Origin of the sequence: Streptomyces sp. NPDC058985, assembly GCF_042740985.1 — a bacterium.
In the GTDB taxonomy this organism is placed as follows: Bacteria; Actinomycetota; Actinomycetes; order Streptomycetales; family Streptomycetaceae; genus Streptomyces.
The window spans coordinates 181,567-198,994 of sequence record NZ_JBHYJX010000001.1; the positions used below are offsets into that span (position 1 = coordinate 181,567).

Here is a 17,428-nt window from a genome sequence, read left to right on the forward strand (position 1 = left end):
GAGGCCCACCCGTGCTGAGTGTCGCCCTGCGCACTCTGCGCACCCGCTGGGCCACCTTCGCCGGCAGCTTCGTCGCGCTGTCGCTGGGCGTCGCGCTGCTCGCCGTGACGGGGCTGGCCCTCGCCTCGTCGCTGGACGCGCCCGGCCGGAAGCCGGAGCGGTTCGCCGCGGCGCCGGTCGTGGTGCGCGGCCAGGACACCCTGCGGGTGCCCACGCCGGTCGGCGACCGCACGCACGAGCTGGCCCGGCCGCGTGCCGTGCCGGCCGGGACCGTCGCGGAACTGGAGCGGCTCGGCCGGGTCGTCGCGGACCGGTCCTTCCCGGTACGCGCCGAGGGCGGACCCGGTGACCTGGTGGGCCACCCGTGGTCCACCGCCGCGTTCGCCCCGTACGCGATCGACGCGGGCCGCGCGCCGCGCACCGACGGCGAGGTCGTCGTCACCGGCGGCTGGGCGGCGCCGGGCGAGCGACTGCGCACCGACCGCGGAACCGTCCGGGTCGTGGGCACCGTGCCGGACCGCGGCTTCGAACACGCCGTCTTCTACACGGACTCCGAGGCCGCACGGCTCTCACCGGTCAGCCTTCAGCTCACGGTCGACGCGGACGCCCCGGCGGTGCGGGACGCGGTGCGCGGCAGCCCGGGGGTGCGCGTCCTCACCGGGGACGACCGCAGGCTCGCCGACGCCGATCCGCACCGGGACCGCGAGGCGCTGACCGCGATGAACGCCATGTTCGGCACGGCCGGGGGCGTCACCGCCTTCGTGTCGGTGTTCGTCGTGGCGTCCACCTTCGCCTTCACCGTGGCGCAGCGGCGCCGGGAGTTCGGGCTGCTGCGTACCGCCGGGGCGACACCGGGGCAGCTCCGCGCGCTGGTACTGGCCGAGGCCCTGGCGGTGGGCGTGCTCGCGTCCGCGGCCGGCTGCGGGCTCGGCGCGTGGGGTGCGCCGCACCTGGCCGCACGGGTGGTCGACGGCGGCCTGGCACCGGCCTGGTTCACCATCGGCGACCACACCTGGCCGTACCACACGGCCTTCTGGACGGGGCTCCTCGTCGCCCTGTGCGGCGTGCTCGCCGCGTCCTGGCGGGCGGGCCGCACGGGCCCGGCGCAGGCGCTGCGCGAGGCGTCCGTGGACACCGGCGCGATGACGTGGGGCCGGTGGCTGTTCGGCGGGGGCCTGCTGCTGACCGCCCTGGTGACGCTCGGCATCGCGCTGGCCGGCGACCCCGGCGGCCTGCTGCACCGCAAGACGTACGTGAGCCGTCCGATGCTGCTGATCACCGCGGCCGCGATGCTCGCCCCCGTCGTGGTGGGACCGCTGTCGAGGCTGCTGGCCCGGCTCCCGGCCCGGCTGCGGGGCGCGACGGGCCTGCTGGTGCGGGAGAACGCCGCCGCCGGGGTGCGCCGTACGGCCGCCGTCGCGGCGCCCGTGCTGGTGACGGTCGCCCTCGCGGGCTCGCTGCTCGGTGCCACCGCGACGCTCGACGGGGCCGAGGCCGCCGAGACGCGTGAGCGGACCGCCGCCGCCTTCGTGGTCACGGCGGCGGGCGGCGCGGGCCTGGACGCCCGGACCGTGGACCGGCTGCGCTCGGTGCCCGGCACGGTGGTCTCGCCGACCGCGTCGAGCGCGGTGTACGTCCTGGAGGAGGGCACCGCGCTCATCAGGTCCGACGCGCGTGCCGTCGCCGACCCCGAGGCCCTCGCCGCCACCGCCCGGCTCCCGCTCACACAGGGCAGGACGACCGGCCTCGACGACGCCTCGATCATCGTCAACGAGGAGTGGGAGCGGCACTCCGTGGGCCGGAGCGTGCGGGTGTGGCTCGGGGACGGCACCCGCAGGACGCTGCGCATCGCCGCCGTGATGGCGACCGGCACCGGCGGCAACGGCGTCTACGTCACGCGGGCCAACGCCCCCGGCGCCCCGGTCGACCGGGTGGACGTCGCCCTCGCGGCCGGCGCCGACGCCGGGGCGGTGGCCGCCGGGCTGCGCGAGGCGGTGGGCGCGACCGGCGGGCGGGTGTCGAGCAAGGACGAGTGGGTCGCGGCCGCCTCCCCGGGGACCAACGGCACGACCCGGGCCGGTCTCCTCCTGGTGCTGGGCATCGCCCTGCTCTACACCGGGATCTCCCTGGTCAACACCATGGTGATGGCCACCGCCGGCCGGGGGCGCGAGCTGGCGGTGCTGCGGCTGGCCGGAGCCACCCGCCGGCAGGTGCTGCGGGTGGTCGGTGCCGAGTCGCTGCTGGTGGTGGCGGTCGGCGCGCTGCTCGGACTGGCGGTGGCCGGGCTCAACCTGGCGGGGATGTGGGGGGCGCTGCGCCTGCTCTCGGTGGACACCACCATCGAGCTGCCGTGGGCGGCCCTCGGCGGGGTCGCGGCCTGCTGCGCCGTCCTGGCGGTGGTCGCCTCGGTGGTCCCGGCGGGGCTCGCCATACGGCGCCCGGCGGTGGAACTCGCGGGGGCGCGCGAGTAGTCCCGCCGCTCCCCCGGACATGCGAAGGGCCCGTACGACCGGAGTCGTACGGGCCCTTCAGGCATCAGCCCATGTCAGGTCATCGGACCGACAAGCAAGCGGAGCTTACTTGTTGATCTTGGTGACCTGGCCGGCGCCCACGGTCCGGCCACCCTCGCGGATGGCGAACTTCAGGCCCTCTTCCATGGCGACGGGCTGGATGAGCTCCACCTTCATCTCGGTGTTGTCACCCGGCATGACCATCTCGGTGCCCTCGGGGAGGGTCACGACGCCGGTCACGTCCGTCGTACGGAAGTAGAACTGCGGACGGTAGTTGTTGAAGAACGGCGTGTGGCGGCCACCCTCGTCCTTGGACAGGATGTAGGCCTGCGCCTCGAACTCGGTGTGCGGGGTGACCGAGCCCGGCTTGATGATGACCTGGCCGCGCTCGACGTCCTCGCGCTTGATGCCGCGGAGCAGGAGGCCGACGTTCTCACCGGCCTGGCCCTCGTCGAGCAGCTTGCGGAACATCTCGATGCCGGTGACCGTGGTGGTGGTCTTCTCGGTCTTGATGCCGATGATGTCGACGGTCTCGTTGACCTTGAGGATGCCGCGCTCGATACGACCGGTGACGACGGTGCCACGACCGGTGATCGTGAAGACGTCCTCGATCGGCATCAGGAACGGCTTGTCGACGTCGCGCTCGGGCTCCGGGATGGCCTCGTCCACGGCCTTCATGAGCTCGAGGACCGAGTTGCCCCACTCCTTGTCGCCCTCGAGGGCCTTCAGAGCGGAGACCTTGACGACCGGAACGTCGTCGCCCGGGAACTCGTACTCGGAGAGCAGCTCACGCACCTCGAGCTCGACGAGCTCCAGGATCTCCTCGTCGTCCACCATGTCGGCCTTGTTCAGGGCGACGACGATGTACGGAACGCCGACCTGGCGGGCCAGGAGCACGTGCTCCTTGGTCTGCGGCATCGGGCCGTCGGTCGCGGCGACCACGAGGATGGCGCCGTCCATCTGCGCCGCACCCGTGATCATGTTCTTGATGTAGTCCGCGTGACCGGGGCAGTCGACGTGCGCGTAGTGGCGCGTCTCGGTCTGGTACTCGACGTGCGCGATGGAGATGGTGATACCGCGCTGGCGCTCCTCGGGAGCCTTGTCGATCTGGTCGAAGGCCGAGGCCTCGTTCAGCTCGGGGTACGCGTCGTGCAGCACCTTGGTAATGGCGGCCGTGAGGGTCGTCTTACCGTGGTCGATGTGACCGATGGTGCCGATGTTGACGTGCGGCTTAGTCCGCTCGAACTTCGCCTTCGCCACTGGGGTCCTCCTGTGGAGTGGTTCTGTACGCCTTACTCATCGGCGCCAGGTGATCTTTGCTGGAAAGCCCGGGTGCCGGGGGCATTCCGCCGGTTTGCGGCGGAATGCCCCATGCAGGCTCCGGGGTCAAGCCTAAAGCGTGTTCACGGGGTCCGTTGAACGGAGTCCGTTACTCGCCCTTGGCCTTCGCGATGATCTCCTCGGCGACGTTCCGGGGAACCTCGGCGTAGGAGTCGAACTGCATCGAGTAGCTTGCGCGACCCGACGTCTTGCTGCGGAGGTCTCCGACGTAGCCGAACATCTCCGACAGCGGCACGAGGCCCTTCACGACGCGGGCACCCATCCGCTCCTCCATGGCCTGGATCTGGCCACGGCGGGAGTTGATGTCACCGATGACGTCACCCATGTAGTCCTCGGGCGTGGTGACCTCGACGGCCATCATCGGCTCCAGGAGCACGGGCGAAGCCTTGCGCGCGGCCTCCTTGAAGGCCTGCGAACCGGCGATCTTGAAGGCGAGCTCGGAGGAGTCGACCTCGTGGTAGCCACCGTCGATGAGCGTGACGCGGACGCCGGTCATCTCGTAGCCGGCCAGGATGCCGAACTGCATGGCCTCCTGCGCACCGGCGTCCACCGAAGGGATGTACTCCTTCGGGATGCGGCCACCGGTGACCTTGTTCACGAACTCGTACGAGGCGTCGCCGCCCTCGATGGGCTCGATCGCGATCTGCACCTTGGCGAACTGACCGGTACCACCGGTCTGCTTCTTGTGGGTGTAGTCCACGCGCTCGACGGTCTTGCGGATCGTCTCGCGGTACGCGACCTGCGGCTTGCCGACGTTGGCCTCGACCTTGAACTCACGGCGCATGCGGTCGACCAGCACCTCGAGGTGCAGCTCGCCCATACCGCCGATGATGGTCTGGCCGGTCTCCTCGTCCGAGTGGACCTGGAAGGAGGGGTCCTCCTCGGCCAGGCGCTGGATCGCGACGCCGAGCTTCTCCTGGTCGCCCTTCGACTTGGGCTCGATGGCGACCTGGATGACCGGCGCCGGGAAGTCCATGGACTCCAGGATGACCGGGCTCTTGTCGTCGGACAGCGTCTCACCGGTGGTGGTCTGCTTCAGGCCCATGACGGCGACGATGTCGCCGGCGCCCACCGACTCGATCTCCTCACGCTTGTTGGCGTGCATGCGGTAGATCTTGCCGATGCGCTCCTTCTTGCCCTTGACCGAGTTCAGCACCGCGGTGCCGGACTGCAGGCGGCCCGAGTAGACCCGGACGAAGGTGAGCTTGCCGAGGTGCGGGTCGCTCATGATCTTGAACGCGAGCGCGGCCAGCGGCTCTTCCTCGGACGGCTTGCGCTTGACGACGACCTCGGGGTCCTTGACGTCGTGGCCCTCGATGGCCTCGACGTCGAGCGGGGTCGGCAGGTAGCGCACGACCGCGTCGAGCAGGGGCTGGACGCCCTTGTTCTTGAACGCGGTGCCGCAGAACACCGGGGTGACCGTGGTGTCGCTGGACTTGCCGGAGGCGATGGTGATGCGACGGATCGCGGCGTACAGCTGCTCCTCGGTGGGCTCCTGGCCCTCCAGGAACAGCTCCATGATCTCTTCGTCGTTCTCCGCGACGCCCTCGACCAGCTTGCCGCGCCACTCCTCGGCGGCCTCGGCGTGCGTGGCCGGGATGTCGACGGTGTCGTACATCTCGCCCTTGGCGGCCTCGGCGGACCACACGAGCGCCTTCATGCGGACCAGGTCCACGACGCCCTTGAAGTCGGCCTCGGCACCGATCGGGAGCTGCATGACGAGCGGCTGGGCGCCCAGGCGGTCCGAGATCATCTCCACGCAGCGGTGGAACTCGGCGCCGGTGCGGTCCAGCTTGTTCACGAAGCAGATGCGGGGCACGCCGTAGCGGTCGGCCTGACGCCACACCGTCTCGGACTGCGGCTCGACACCGGCGACACCGTCGAACACGGTCACGGCACCGTCGAGCACACGCAGGGAACGCTCCACCTCGACGGTGAAGTCGACGTGCCCCGGGGTGTCGATGATGTTGATCGTGTAGTCGTTGTCCTCGAGCGGCCAGTGACAGGTGGTCGCAGCAGACGTGATCGTGATGCCACGCTCCTGCTCCTGCTCCATCCAGTCCATCGTGGCGGCGCCGTCGTGGACCTCACCGATCTTGTAGCTGACGCCGGTGTAGAACAGGATCCGCTCGGTGGTGGTCGTCTTGCCCGCGTCGATGTGGGCCATGATCCCGATGTTGCGGACCTTGGCCAGGTCAAGTGAAGTGGTAGCCATAAGGCTTCAGTCTTCTCTCGGTCTCGATGGGGGTAGCGACTACCAGCGGTAGTGCGCGAAGGCCTTGTTGGACTCGGCCATCTTGTGCGTGTCCTCGCGCTTCTTCACAGCGGCACCGAGGCCGTTGGAGGCGTCGAGGAGCTCGTTGAGCAGACGCTCGGTCATGGTCTTCTCGCGACGGGCGCGGGAGTAACCGACGAGCCAGCGCAGCGCGAGGGTGTTGGCGCGACCGGGCTTGACCTCGATCGGCACCTGGTACGTCGCACCACCGACACGGCGGGACTTGACCTCGAGGGTCGGCTTGATGTTCTCGAGAGCGCGCTTCAGCGTGATGACCGGGTCGTTGCCGGTCTTCTCGCGCAGGCCCTCCATGGCGCCGTAGACGATGCGCTCGGCGGTGGAGCGCTTGCCGTTCAGCAGCACCTTGTTGATCAGGGAGGTCACCAGAGGAGAACCGTAGACCGGGTCGATGATGACCGGGCGCTTCGGGGCGGGGCCCTTACGAGGCATTCTTACTTCTCCTTCTTGGCGCCGTAGCGGCTGCGGGCCTGCTTGCGGTTCTTGACACCCTGGGTGTCGAGGGAACCGCGGATGATCTTGTAGCGAACACCCGGCAGGTCCTTCACACGGCCGCCGCGCACGAGCACGATGGAGTGCTCCTGCAGGTTGTGCCCCTCACCCGGAATGTAAGCGGTGACCTCGATCCCGCTGGTCAGACGCACACGCGCGACCTTACGCAGGGCCGAGTTCGGCTTCTTCGGGGTGGTCGTGAACACACGCGTGCAGACGCCACGGCGCTGAGGGGAACCCTCGAGTGCGGGCGTCTTGTTCTTCTCGACCTTGTCCTGCCGGCCCTTCCGGACCAGCTGCTGGATCGTAGGCACTACTTCTCCGGTTTCTGTGTGCCGAATGGTGAAGCTAACCCGGAACATTCGCCGACCCACGCGGTCGGGTGTGTCGAAGCCGCGAACCCCTGCCGCCAGGCGGGAGAAAGCGCGGATTGCGGTGGCCGGTCACGACCCTCACCGCGGTTGAAGACACGCACGAGGGCCAGGGCACACCCCAGGCACAAGGTCTGAGCGTACCTACCGCATTCGCTGCGGTCAAAACAAATGGGCGGCGCGGGCATCCGTACCCGATTCGTCCCGCTGCGCCCCGATCGTTCCGTCACCGGGAGCAGGCGCGGGAGCGGGCGTGGGAGCAGACCCGGGCGCGGGCGCGGGCACAGACGCGGCCGTGTCGTCCCGGACGAAGTACGTCGGCCGGTTCTGCACCGCCGTGTATATGCGCCCGACATACTCACCGAGCAGACCGACGCAGATCAGCTGCACCCCGCCGATGAACACGATGCCGGTGAAGAGCGAGGTCCAGCCGGGGACCGTGCGGCCCAGCGCGAAGGCGGTCAGCGTGTAGACCAGCAGCCCCAGGCAGACCACGAAGGCACCGGCGCCCAGCCAGGTGGCGATGCGCAGCGGGGCCGCCGAGAAGCCGGTCACGCTGTCGACGGCGAGGCGGATCATCCGGCCCAGCGGGTACTTCGTCCGGCCGGCGGTGCGCGGCGCGCGCTCGTACGTCACCCGGCCGCTCGGGAAGCCCAGCCACGGCACGAGGAGCCGGTAGACCCGCTGCTGGTCCGGCAGGGCCTTCAGCGCGTCCACGGCGGCCCGGCTGAGCAGCCGGAAGTCGCCGGCCTGCGCGAGCACGGACGGGCCCGCCAGGCGCCGCATCAGGCGGTAGTAGACGCCCGCCGACCACCGCTTGAACCCGGAGTCGCTGCTGCGGTCGGCCCGCACGCCGTAGACGATGTCCAGGCCCTGCGTACGGGCCAGCTCCAGCATCTCGGGGATCTTCTCCGGCGGGTCCTGGAGGTCGGCGTCGAGACTGACGACGTAGGCGCCCACGGCGCGGTCCAGGCCCGCGGTGAGGGCCGCCTGGTGTCCGGAGTTGCGCCGCAGCCCGACCACGCGCAGCTCCGGCCAGCCCAGCCGGAAGGCGGCCAGCAGCTCCGCCGTGCGGTCGCCGCTGCCGTCGTCCACCACGACGACCTCGTGTCGCACGCCCAGCTCCGTCAGGACCGGGCGCAACCTGCTGACCAGCGCGGGCAGGACCTCTTCCTCGTTGTACATGGGTATGACGACCGACAGCACGACGGGTTCGTGCCGCTCCGCGTCCGGTTCCTCGGGCACCGCGCCTCCCCTCTCCCTGCCTCTGAGCACAGATGTGCGACTCTTGTGCGATCTTATGGCAGCAATTGACGGTTGAGGGTGGGCCGAGGGGGATGACAGCCATGGACACGGCTGCCGACGACACGGTGACCGACGGGTCGGACGGCGCACGCACGGCACGGCCCGACGGACCCCGGGACCGCCCCTGGGCGACCTGGCCGCCCCGCCTGCCGGACCGCGCCCGCCCCTACCTGGCCCCGCTCCTCCTGTACGGCGTCACCAAGCTGGTCGGCCTCGGCGTCTTCGCCGCCCTGCTGACGTACGCCGGGGACTTCCGGGAGAAGAACCCGCGCTTCGGCGGCGGCGCCCACTGGTGGGACGTCCTGGCCACCTGGGACGGCTGGTGGTACCTCCAGGTCGCCGAACACGGCTACCACCCCTCCCTGGTCCGGCTCGACTCCGACGGCCTGTTCACGGTCCAGCAGAACTCGGTGGCGTTCTTCCCTCTCTACCCGGCCCTGATCCGCATGGTCTCGGAGTCGACCGGCCTCGGCCTGTACGGCTCCGGGATCCTGGTCTCGGTCGTCTCGTCGTTCATCGCGGCGGCGGGCGTCTACGCGGTGATCTCGCTGCTCGCGGGGGCCCGCGCGGGCACCATCGCGGCGGGTCTGTGGGCCGTGGCCCCCGGCGCGGGCGTCGAGTGGGCCGTCTACTCCGAGTCCCTGTTCGTCGCCATCGCCGCCTGGGCCTGCTACGCCGTGATGACCCGGCGCTGGGTGGTGGCCGGCCTGCTCGCCTTCACCGCCGGCCTGAACCGCCCCACCTCCGCCGTGCTCATCGGCGCCGTCGGCCTCGCCGCCCTGGTGACGCTGGCCCGCCCGGCGTCCCGGCGCGAACACGGGATACGCGGCCCGGTGTACGCCATGCTCGTCGCCCCCGTCGGCCTGCTCGGCTACATCGCCTGGGTCGGCTGGAGCACGGGCGAGGCCACCGCGTACTTCACCCTCCAGCGCGAGGGCTGGGCCCACTTCTTCGACTACGGCGCCTACACCCTGGACGTGCTGCGCAACCTCACGGTGGGCAAGGGCGACTACCACTTCGCCTTCTCCACCCCGGACCTGCTCTCCCTCCAGCTGGTCCTGGCCCTGCCCTTCCTGATCGCCCTGATGTTGCGCAAGCGGCCCCCGCTGGTCCTGGTCGCGTACACCCTGGCGTCCGTCATCACGGTCCTGGGCACCCAGCAGATGTTCGGCAACACCATGCGCTACCTGCTCCCCGCCTTCCCCCTGCTCCTGGCCCCCGCCGCGGCCCTGAGCCGTCTGAAGCTCCCGAGCCTGGTGGTCTTCTTCACCACGGCGGCCCTCGCCTCCGGCTGGTACGCGCACTACGTGATCTTCGAGCTGGGCGTGCCGTAGACGTCCCGCGCGAGAACGCCGAAGGGCGGCCACCCCGTGGGGTGGCCGCCCTTCGTTCGTTCAACCGGCTCGCTTACTGGTTGTACGGACCGTAGTCGTAGTCCTCCAGCGGAACGGCCTGGCCGGAGCCCGTGCCGAACGGCGAGTAGTCGATGTCGTCGTAGCCGACGGCCGAGTACATCGCGGCCTTGGCCTCCTCGGTCGGCTCGACCCGGATGTTGCGGTAGCGGGACAGGCCCGTACCGGCCGGGATGAGCTTACCGATGATGACGTTCTCCTTGAGGCCGATGAGGCTGTCGGACTTGGCGTTGATCGCCGCGTCCGTCAGCACTCGGGTCGTCTCCTGGAAGGAGGCGGCCGACAGCCAGGACTCCGTCGCCAGCGAGGCCTTGGTGATACCCATCAGCTGCGGACGACCGGAGGCCGGGTGACCGCCCTCCTGGACCACACGACGGTTCTCGGTCTCGAACTTCGTACGCTCGACCAGCTCGCCGGGCAGCAGCTCCGCGTCGCCCGACTCGATGATCGTCACGCGGCGCAGCATCTGCCGGATGATGATCTCGATGTGCTTGTCGTGGATCGACACACCCTGCGAGTTGTAGACCTTCTGGACCTCGCCGACCAGGTGGACCTGGACGGCACGCTGGCCCAGGATGCGCAGCACGTCGTGCGGGTTGGTGGCACCCACGGTGAGCTTCTGGCCCACCTCGACGTGGTCGCCCTCGCCCACGAGCAGACGGGCACGCTTCGAGATCGGGAACGCCGTCTCGTCGCTGCCGTCGTCCGGGGTGACGACGATCTTCTTCGTCTTCTCGGTCTCCTCGATCCGGACGCGGCCGGAGGCCTCGGAGATCGGGGCGACACCCTTCGGGGTACGGGCCTCGAAGAGCTCGACGACACGCGGCAGACCCTGGGTGATGTCGTCACCGGCCACACCACCGGTGTGGAAGGTACGCATCGTCAGCTGGGTGCCGGGCTCACCGATGGACTGGGCGGCGATGATGCCGACCGCCTCACCGATGTCGACCAGCTTGCCGGTGGCCAGGGAGCGGCCGTAGCACATGGCGCAGGTGCCGACCTGGGACTCGCAGGTCAGGATCGAGCGGGTCTTGACCTCCTCGACGCCGTGGGCGACCAGGGCGTCGATGAGGACGTCACCGAGGTCGACGTTGGCCGGCGCGATCACCTTGCCGTCGATGACGACGTCCTCGGCGAGCATGCGGGCATAGACGCTGGTCTCGACGTCCTCGGCCTTGCGCAGCGTCCCGTCCGCGTCACGCGAGGCGATCGGCAGCTTGAGACCGCGCTCGGTGCCGCAGTCCTCCTCGCGAATGATGACGTCCTGGGAGACGTCGACCAGACGACGCGTGAGGTAACCCGAGTCGGCGGTACGCAGAGCGGTGTCCGCCAGACCCTTACGGGCACCGTGCGTGGAGATGAAGTACTCCAGCACGGACAGGCCCTCACGGAACGAGGCCTTGATCGGACGCGGGATCGTCTCGTTCTTGGCGTTCGACACCAGACCACGCATACCGGCGATCTGACGCATCTGCATCATGTTGCCTCGTGCGCCCGAGTTCACCATCATGAAGATCGGGTTGGTCTTCGGGAAGTTCTCGTTCATCGCCTCGGCGACCTCGTTGGTCGCCTTGGTCCAGATCGCGATGAGTTCCTGCGTGCGCTCGTCCTTGGTGATCAGACCGCGCTCGTACTGCTTCTGGACCTTCTCGTCCTGCGCCTCGTAGCCCTTGACGATCTCCTTCTTCGCCTCGGGAACGACGACGTCGGAGATGGCCACGGTGACGCCGGAACGGGTCGCCCAGAAGAAGCCGGCCGCCTTCAGGTTGTCGAGCGTCGCCGCCACGATGACCTTCGGGTAGCGCTCGGCGAGGTCGTTGACGATCTCGGAGAGCTGCTTCTTGCCGACCTCGTAGTCGACGAACGGGTAGTCCTCGGGCAGCAGCTCGTTGAAGAGCGCGCGGCCCAGCGTGGTCTTCAGGGTGAAGGTGTCACCCTGCTGCCACTCCGGCTCACCCTCCTCGCGGGCCGGGGGCTCCCAGCCGCGGGGCGGGATGGTGCCCACCGGGAAGCGGATGTCGACCTTCGACTGGAGCGACAGGTCGCCCGCGTCGAACGCCATGATCGCCTCGGCGGCGGAACCGAACGCACGGCCCTCGCCCTTGAGGTCCCGGCCCTCGCCGTCGGTGGTGAGGAAGAACAGACCGAGGACCATGTCCTGGGTCGGCATCGTCACCGGACGGCCGTCGGCCGGCTTGAGGATGTTGTTCGAGGACAGCATCAGGATGCGGGCCTCGGCCTGCGCCTCCGCGGAGAGCGGCAGGTGGACGGCCATCTGGTCACCGTCGAAGTCCGCGTTGAACGCGGTGCAGACGAGCGGGTGGATCTGGATGGCCTTGCCCTCGACCAGCTGCGGCTCGAAGGCCTGGATGCCGAGGCGGTGCAGGGTGGGCGCACGGTTCAGCAGAACCGGGTGCTCCGCGATGACCTCTTCCAGCACGTCGTACACGACCGTGCGGCCGCGCTCGACCATGCGCTTGGCGCTCTTGATGTTCTGCGCGTGGTTCAGGTCGACCAGGCGCTTCATCACGAACGGCTTGAAGAGCTCCAGCGCCATGGCCTTCGGGAGACCGCACTGGTGCAGCTTCAGCTGCGGGCCGACGACGATGACGGAACGCGCCGAGTAGTCGACTCGCTTGCCGAGCAGGTTCTGACGGAAGCGGCCCTGCTTGCCCTTGAGCATGTCGGACAGCGACTTCAGCGGACGGTTGCCGGGGCCCGTCACCGGGCGGCCGCGGCGGCCGTTGTCGAAGAGCGCGTCGACGGCCTCCTGGAGCATGCGCTTCTCGTTGTTCACGATGATCTCGGGCGCGCCGAGGTCGAGAAGCCGCTTCAGGCGGTTGTTGCGGTTGATGACACGGCGGTACAGGTCGTTCAGGTCGGAGGTCGCGAAGCGGCCACCGTCCAGCTGCACCATCGGACGCAGGTCCGGCGGGATGACCGGCACGCAGTCGAGCACCATGCCCTTGGGGCTGTTGCTGGTCTGCAGGAACGCGGAGACGACCTTGAGGCGCTTGAGCGCACGGGTCTTCTTCTGGCCCTTGCCGGTGCGGATGATCTCGCGGAGGCGCTCGGCCTCCTCGTCGAGGTCGAAGGACTCCAGGCGCTTCTGCAGCGCGGCGGCGCCCATCGAGCCGTCGAAGTAGGTGCCGAAGCGGTCGCGCAGCTCGCGGTAGAGCAGCTCGTCGCCCTCCAGGTCCTGGACCTTGAGGTTCTTGAACCGGTTCCACACCTCGTCGAGGCGGTCGATCTCGCGCTGCGCACGGTCGCGCAGCTGCTTCATCTCACGCTCGGCACCCTCGCGCACCTTGCGGCGCACGTCGGCCTTGGCGCCCTCGGCCTCCAGCTCGGCCAGGTCGGTCTCGAGCTTCTTGGCGCGGGCCTCCAGGTCGGAGTCGCGGCGCTGCTCGATCTGCTGGCGCTCGACGGAGACGTGGGCCTCCAGCGACGGCAGGTCGCGCGTACGGCGCTCCTCGTCCACGAACGTGATCATGTACGCGGCGAAGTAGATGACCTTCTCGAGGTCCTTCGGCGCCAGGTCCAGCAGGTAGCCCAGGCGCGACGGGACGCCCTTGAAGTACCAGATGTGGGTGACGGGAGCGGCCAGCTCGATGTGGCCCATCCGCTCACGGCGCACCTTGGCGCGGGTAACCTCGACGCCACAGCGCTCGCAGATGATGCCCTTGAAGCGGACGCGCTTGTACTTGCCGCAGTAGCACTCCCAGTCCCGGGTCGGACCGAAGATCTTCTCGCAGAAGAGTCCGTCCTTCTCGGGCTTGAGGGTGCGGTAGTTGATGGTCTCGGGCTTCTTGACCTCGCCGTGGCTCCACTGACGGATGTCGTCAGCGGTGGCCAGACCGATCCGGAGCTCGTCGAAGAAGTTGACGTCGAGCACTATGCGTCAATCCCTCTCAGGGTTGTAAGTCTGTGGTCTGAAACGGGGGTCGCGGGATCGGCGGGGCCTGTGCGGAACAGGCCCCGCCTGACTCCCGTCAGACCTCTTCGACGCTGCTCGGCTCGCGCCGGGACAGGTCGATGCCAAGCTCCTCCGCGGCGCGGAAGACGTCCTCGTCGGTGTCGCGCATCTCGATGGACATGCCGTCCGAGGACAGCACCTCCACGTTGAGGCACAGGGACTGCATCTCCTTGATGAGCACCTTGAAGGACTCGGGGATGCCGGGCTCAGGGATGTTCTCGCCCTTGACGATGGCCTCGTAGACCTTCACGCGGCCGGTGACGTCGTCGGACTTGATCGTCAGCAGCTCCTGGAGGGCGTACGCGGCGCCGTAAGCCTCCAGCGCCCACACCTCCATCTCACCGAAGCGCTGGCCACCGAACTGGGCCTTACCACCCAGCGGCTGCTGGGTGATCATCGAGTACGGGCCGGTCGACCGGGCGTGCAGCTTGTCGTCGACCAGGTGGTGCAGCTTGAGGATGTACATGTACCCGACCGAGATCGGGTCCGGGAACGGCTCACCGCTGCGGCCGTCGAACAGCCGCGCCTTGCCGGTCGGGAGCACCATGCGCTCGCCGTCGCGGTTCGGGATGGTGTGCTGGAGCAGGCCGGCCAGCTCGTCCTCGCGCGCACCGTCGAAGACCGGGGTGGCGACGTTGGTGCCGGCCTCGACCTTGTCGGCGCCGATGGCCTGGAGGCGCTGCGCCCACTCCTCCGCGAGGCCGGAGACGTCCCAGCCGCGGCTGGCGAGCCAGCCGAGGTGGATCTCCAGGACCTGTCCCGGGTTCATTCGGGACGGGACACCCAGCGGGTTCAGGATGATGTCGACGGGCGTGCCGTCCTCCAGGAACGGCATGTCCTCGATCGGGTTGATCTTGGAGATGACGCCCTTGTTGCCGTGGCGGCCGGCGAGCTTGTCACCGTCGGTGATCTTGCGCTTCTGCGCCACGTACACGCGCACCAGCTGGTTCACACCGGGGGGAAGCTCGTCGCCCTCCTCGCGGTCGAAGACGCGGACGCCGATGACCTTGCCGATCTCGCCGTGCGGCACCTTCAGGGAGGTGTCGCGCACCTCGCGCGCCTTCTCACCGAAGATCGCGCGGAGCAGGCGCTCCTCCGGGGTCAGCTCGGTCTCACCCTTGGGCGTGACCTTGCCGACGAGGATGTCGCCGGCGACGACCTCGGCACCGATGCGGATGATGCCGCGCTCGTCGAGGTCGGCGAGGACCTCCTCGGAGACGTTCGGGATGTCCCGGGTGATCTCCTCGGGGCCGAGCTTGGTGTCACGGGCGTCGACCTCGTGCTCCTCGATGTGGATCGAGGAGAGGACGTCGTCCTGCACGAGGCGCTGCGACAGGATGATCGCGTCCTCGTAGTTGTGACCCTCCCACGGCATGAACGCGACCAGCAGGTTCTTGCCGAGCGCCATCTCGCCGTTCTCGGTGGCCGGACCGTCGGCCAGGACCTGGCCCTCGATGATCCGGTCGCCCTCGGCGACGATGACCTTCTGGTTGACCGAGGTGCCCTGGTTGGACCGGGAGAACTTGGCCAGGCGGTACGTGATGTACGTGCCGTCGTCGTTGGTGGTGGTGATGTAGTCGGCGGAGACCTCCTGGACCACACCCGCCTTCTCGGCCTTGACCACGTCGCCGGCGTCGGCGGCGGAGCGGTACTCCATGCCGGTGCCGACGAGCGGGGACTCGCTCTTGATGAGCGGCACGGCCTGGCGCATCATGTTCGCGCCCATGAGGGCACGGTTGGCGTCGTCGTGCTCCAGGAACGGGATCATCGCGGTCGCGACCGACACCATCTGGCGCGGCGAGACGTCCATGTAGTCGACGTCGTCACCGGGGACGTAGTCGACCTCGCCGCCACGACGGCGGACCAGGACGCGGGCCTCGGAGAAGCGCATGTCGTCGTTGAGCGTGGCGTTGGCCTGCGCGATGACGAAGCGGTCCTCCTCGTCGGCGGTCAGGTAGTCCACCTCGTCGGTGACCTGGCCGTCGACGACCTTGCGGTACGGCGTCTCGATGAAACCGAACGGGTTGATCCGGCCGTACGAGGCGAGCGAACCGATCAGACCGATGTTCGGGCCTTCGGGCGTCTCGATCGGGCACATGCGGCCGTAGTGCGACGGGTGAACGTCACGGACCTCGAAGCCGGCCCGCTCACGGGAGAGACCACCCGGGCCGAGGGCGTTCAGACGACGCTTGTGCGTCAGCCCCGACAGCGGGTTGTTCTGGTCCATGAACTGGGACAGCTGGCTGGTGCCGAAGAACTCCTTGATGGAGGCGACGACCGGCCGGATGTTGATCAGGGTCTGCGGCGTGATCGCCTCGACGTCCTGGGTGGTCATGCGCTCGCGCACGACGCGCTCCATACGGGCGAGACCCGTACGGACCTGGTTCTGGATCAGCTCGCCGACGTTGCGGATGCGGCGGTTGCCGAAGTGGTCGATGTCGTCGGTCTCGACGACGATCTCCCGGCCCGACTCGCCGGTCGTCTCGGTCTCGCCGGCGTGCAGCTTCACCAGGTACTTGATGGTGGCGATGACGTCGTCGGTGGTGAGCACGCCGGCGTCCAGCGGCTCGTCCGCGCCGAGCTTCTTGTTGACCTTGTAGCGGCCGACCTTGGCGAGGTCGTAGCGCTTCGGGTTGAAGTACAGGTTCTCCAGAAGCGTCTGCGCGGCCTCACGGGTGGGGGGCTCGCCCGGACGCAGCTTGCGGTAGATGTCGAGCAGCGCGTCGTCCTGGCCCTGGGTGTGGTCCTTCTCCAGGGTGGCGCGCATGGACTCGTACTCGCCGAACTCCTCGAGGATCTGCTCGGTGGTCCAACCGAGCGCCTTGAGCAGGACGGTCACGGACTGCTTGCGCTTGCGGTCGATGCGCACACCGACCATGTCGCGCTTGTCGATCTCCATCTCCAGCCAGGCACCCCGGGACGGGATGATCTTGGCGGAGAAGATGTCCTTGTCGGACGTCTTGTCGATGGAGGAGTCGAAGTAGACGCCGGGCGAACGGACCAGCTGCGAGACCACGACACGCTCGGTGCCGTTGATGACGAAGGTGCCCTTGTTGGTCATGAGCGGGAAGTCGCCCATGAAGACCGTCTGGGACTTGATCTCGCCGGTCTCGTTGTTGGTGAACTCGGCGGTGACGAAGAGCGGGGCCGCGTACGTGAAGTCACGGTCCTTGCACTCGTCGATGCTGTTCTTCGGAGGCTCGAAACGGTGGTCGCGGAACGTCAGCGACATCGACCCGGAGAAGTCCTCGATCGGCGAGATCTCCTCGAAGATCTCCTCCAGACCGGACTTGGTGGGGACGTCCTGACCGGACTCCAGAGCCGACTCGACGCGAGCCTTCCAGGCGTCGTTGCCGAGGAGCCAGTCGAAGCTCTCGGTTTGCAGCGCGAGAAGGTTCGGAACCTCGAGGGGCTCCTTGATCTTTGCAAAGGAGATGCGCAGCGGGGCGGTGCTGGCAGCGTTGTTCGTATTCGCGGTCGAGGCATTGCGCGAGGCGGCCAAGAGGGGGTCCTTCCGAGGGCTCGGACTCACTACGCGCGTACCGGTCCCTCTTCCGTGCACTAAGACAGGGGGTGCCAGATGTGGCTAAAGAGCCAGGTCAGGCATGCTCTGGTCGTCAGTGCTCGGGCGAGGGCAGACCCCTGGTGACGGGCAGGGGGCAGCTAACAGGCAGCGCAAAGGGTCAGTGTAGCCACTTGGCACACTGATGTCCAGTGCGGTTCTCGGG

General features: G+C 68.7%; 9 protein-coding genes. 2 read left to right on the top strand and 7 right to left on the bottom strand.

All coding sequences use genetic code 11. The features are described 5' to 3' along the window. Positions 1 to 11 precede the first annotated feature (11 nt). Positions 12 to 2,471, top strand: a complete 2,460-nt coding sequence (locus tag ACFW01_RS00870) for an FtsX-like permease family protein (protein ID WP_384502131.1) — start codon at positions 12 to 14, stop codon at positions 2,469 to 2,471. Between the two features lie 105 nt (positions 2,472 to 2,576). Here ACFW01_RS00870 and tuf read toward each other — a convergent pair whose 3' ends face one another. The 5 genes from tuf to ACFW01_RS00895 all read right to left on the bottom strand — a co-directional run bounded on the left by tuf (position 2,577) and on the right by ACFW01_RS00895 (position 8,252). Beyond that, entirely contained in the window at positions 2,577 to 3,770 is a 1,194-nt protein-coding gene (gene tuf, locus ACFW01_RS00875) for an elongation factor Tu (RefSeq protein ID WP_125492298.1), read from the bottom strand. A gap of 169 nt (positions 3,771 to 3,939) precedes the next feature. Continuing rightward, entirely contained in the window at positions 3,940 to 6,066 is a 2,127-nt protein-coding gene (gene fusA / locus ACFW01_RS00880) for an elongation factor G (protein WP_234957948.1), read from the bottom strand. Between the two features lie 39 nt (positions 6,067 to 6,105). Further along, complete coding sequence (rpsG, locus tag ACFW01_RS00885) at positions 6,106 to 6,576, bottom strand: 30S ribosomal protein S7 (RefSeq protein ID WP_003974303.1); 471 nt, start codon at positions 6,574 to 6,576, stop codon at positions 6,106 to 6,108. Between the two features lie 2 nt (positions 6,577 to 6,578). Then, entirely contained in the window at positions 6,579 to 6,950 is a 372-nt protein-coding gene (gene rpsL, locus ACFW01_RS00890; protein WP_003948652.1) for a 30S ribosomal protein S12, read from the bottom strand. A 219-nt stretch (positions 6,951 to 7,169) separates the two neighbouring features. Further along, positions 7,170 to 8,252, bottom strand: coding sequence for a glycosyltransferase family 2 protein (locus ACFW01_RS00895; RefSeq protein ID WP_384501943.1), 1,083 nt, complete (start codon positions 8,250 to 8,252; stop codon positions 7,170 to 7,172). Positions 8,253 to 8,353: 101 nt separating this feature from the next. Here ACFW01_RS00895 and ACFW01_RS00900 point away from each other — a divergent pair, with 101 nt between their 5' ends. Then, entirely contained in the window at positions 8,354 to 9,646 is a 1,293-nt protein-coding gene (locus tag ACFW01_RS00900; RefSeq protein ID WP_234957950.1) for a glycosyltransferase family 39 protein, read from the top strand. Positions 9,647 to 9,719: 73 nt separating this feature from the next. Here the strand turns inward: ACFW01_RS00900 and ACFW01_RS00905 are convergent, their stop codons facing one another. Then, positions 9,720 to 13,619 carry a DNA-directed RNA polymerase subunit beta' gene (locus ACFW01_RS00905; protein WP_234957951.1) on the bottom strand — a complete coding sequence of 1,300 codons (3,900 nt, stop codon included), beginning with the start codon at positions 13,617 to 13,619 and terminating at the stop codon, positions 9,720 to 9,722. Positions 13,620 to 13,716: 97 nt separating this feature from the next. Then, positions 13,717 to 17,202 (bottom strand): DNA-directed RNA polymerase subunit beta, encoded by a 3,486-nt coding sequence (rpoB, locus tag ACFW01_RS00910; RefSeq protein ID WP_384501946.1) that lies wholly within the window; start codon positions 17,200 to 17,202, stop codon positions 13,717 to 13,719. Positions 17,203 to 17,428: the final 226 nt, after the last annotated feature.

Coding starts and splice junctions, on each gene's coding strand:
- fusA (WP_234957948.1), bottom strand. CDS start 6,066: ATGGCTACCACTTCACTTGACCTGGCCAAGGTCCGCAACATCGGGATC.
- rpsG (WP_003974303.1), bottom strand. CDS start 6,576: ATGCCTCGTAAGGGCCCCGCCCCGAAGCGCCCGGTCATCATCGACCCG.
- ACFW01_RS00900 (WP_234957950.1), top strand. CDS start 8,354: ATGGACACGGCTGCCGACGACACGGTGACCGACGGGTCGGACGGCGCA.